This is a genomic window from Acidithiobacillus sp. TH-A36, assembly GCF_057473445.1.
This window is the reverse complement of sequence record NZ_JBYCKP010000423.1, coordinates 1-2,293: the sequence shown is the minus strand read 5'-3', so window position 1 is coordinate 2,293 and position 2,293 is coordinate 1. Positions and strand designations below refer to the sequence as shown.

Below are 2,293 nucleotides of genomic sequence, written 5' to 3'. Positions count from 1 at the left end.
TTTCTCCGCGACCCAGTTGAGTGTCGCGTGGCGAGAGGAAAAGGGCATGTCCGCCCAGTTGCGCCATACCCGTCTCAAAGGAAACCCGGGTCCGGGTGGAGGATTTTTCAAAAATCATGGCCAGAGTCCGCCCGGTAAGGGGCATGTACTGTTCACCCTGGCGCTGCATCTGTTTCAGGACAATGGCACGGCCCAGCAAAGCCTTCAGTTCGGCTTGGCTGAGATCGGCGAGGCTGAGAAAGTGACGTGGTTTCATGATGTGGGTTCCAGTAGTCGGACGATCCCGGCAACCAGCAGATCTATTTCCGATTCAGAAATGATGAGGGGTGGTAATAAACGAATGACTTTGTCGGCAGTGACATTAATCAGTAAGCCTGCTTCCAGAGCCCGCTCTACCAGACGTTCGGGTTTTTGCGCCAGCTCGATACCGACCATCAGGCCCATACCGCGTATATCCCGAACCTCTGGATGCTGCGCCAGGGCATGACGCAGTTTCTGCTGCAACAGCGCCCCCATTTTGGCCGCCTGAGCAGGAATGTTGGCATTTTCCATGGTGTCAAGTACTGCCTGGGCGGCAGCACAGACCAGGGGGCCACCCCCGAAAGTCGTCCCATGCTTACCTGGTCCAAACAGGTCAGCTGCCCCTTTGCGGGCAAGCAGGGCGCCAATGGGTACCCCGTTCCCCAAACCTTTGGCCAGGCTGAGTACGTCCGGAACAACGCCGTCAAGCTGTTGATAGGCAAAGAAATTGCCAGTACGACCGATGCCGGTTTGGACTTCGTCGAGCATGAGCAGCAGTCCGTGGGCATCACAAATGCTGCGCAGCTCCGCTAAAAATCCCTCGGGAGCAGGGCGCACGCCGCCCTCACCTTGCACGGGTTCAACCAGAATGGCAGCAATGGCCGGGTTGGCGGCAATCAGTCCTCTGACCGTGCTGCTGTCGCCATAAGGTGCCCGCACAAAACCGGGTACCAGCGGTGCAAAGCCTTCCTGAATGCGGAAATTACCCGTCGCCGTCAGCGCTGCCAGCGTGCGGCCATGAAAAGCCTGGGTAAATACCAGAATCTGTGGTTCGGCAATGCCTTTCTGATGACCGTGGAGGCGCGCCATTTTGATGGCTGCTTCGTTGGCTTCAGCGCCACTGTTACAGAAAAAGGCAGCATCCAGACCGCTGAGGCGGCAGAGGCTATCGGCCAGTTTTTCCTGCAGGGGAATCTGATAAAGATTGGAAGTATGCAGCAGGGTGCCCGCTTGTGACTGAATGGCCTGGGTGACGGCAGGGTGGCAATGACCCAGACCCACTACCGCAATACCAGCCAGGGCATCGAGATAACGCCGTCCTTCGCTGTCGTAAAGCCACACGCCCTCTCCCCGGCTGAAAGCCACGGGCAGGCGTGCATAATTGTTCATGAGTGGCATCAGACCGGGGCCTCCCCATCCAGGTTGAAGGCGGCGTGCAGGGCCCGCACCGCCAGTTCCAGATATTTTTCTTCGATGACCACAGAAATCTTGATTTCCGAGGTGGAAATCATCTGAATATTGATGTTTTCCTTGCCCAGGGTGGCAAACATGGTGGCGGCAATACCCGCATGGGAACGCATGCCGACGCCCACTACGGATACCTTGACAATGTGGTCATCGCCCCGCACGTCTTCGGCATCCAGTTTTTTGGCCACACTGGTCAGAATGTCCTTGGCCTGGGCGTATTCATTGCGATCCACCGTGAAGGTGAAATCTGTTTTGCCGGCTTCGGAAATATTCTGCAGGATAACGTCCACGTTGATATTGGCTTCTGAGACGGGTCCCAGAATGGAATAGGCAATACCGGGGTGATCAGGAACGCCAATCATGGTGAGTTTGGCTTCGTTACGGGAGAAGGCGATGCCAGAAACGCGGGGAGCTTCCACAGAATTTTCCTCATTGGTAACCAGGGTGCCGGGCCCATCCTGAAAAGACGACAAGACCCGAACGGGAACATTATATTTCATGGCAAACTCAACAGATCGCGTCTGCAATACCTTTGCGCCGAGGCTTGCCATTTCAAGCATTTCTTCAAAAGTAATGCGATCAAGGCGCCGCGCTCTCGACTCCACGCGCGGATCCGTTGTGTAAATGCCATCTACATCAGTAAAAATATCACATTCGTCGGCGCGCAGGGCAGCCGCCAGTGCGACGGCTGTAGTGTCCGATCCGCCCCGTCCCAAAGTAGTAATATTGCCATGCAGGTCGACGCCCTGGAAACCGGCAACCACTACGATCTTCCCGGATTCGAGGGCTGAACGAATTTTATGAT

2 protein-coding genes and 1 pseudogene are annotated in these 2,293 nt (G+C 56.0%); all 3 read right to left on the bottom strand.

Annotated features, from left to right (window positions below; genetic code table 11):
- A pseudogene (locus AC2VLY_RS11050) lies at window positions 1-256 on the bottom strand (ornithine carbamoyltransferase); the annotation flags it as partial.
- Entirely contained in the window at window positions 253-1,419 is a 1,167-nt protein-coding gene (locus AC2VLY_RS11045; RefSeq protein WP_193651800.1) for an aspartate aminotransferase family protein, read from the bottom strand. The pseudogene AC2VLY_RS11050 and the gene AC2VLY_RS11045, both read right to left, overlap by 4 nt.
- Window positions 1,419-2,293: aspartate kinase (locus tag AC2VLY_RS11040; RefSeq protein ID WP_486922278.1), on the bottom strand; the 875-nt coding region annotated here is incomplete at its 5' end. The genes AC2VLY_RS11040 and AC2VLY_RS11045, both read right to left, overlap by 1 nt.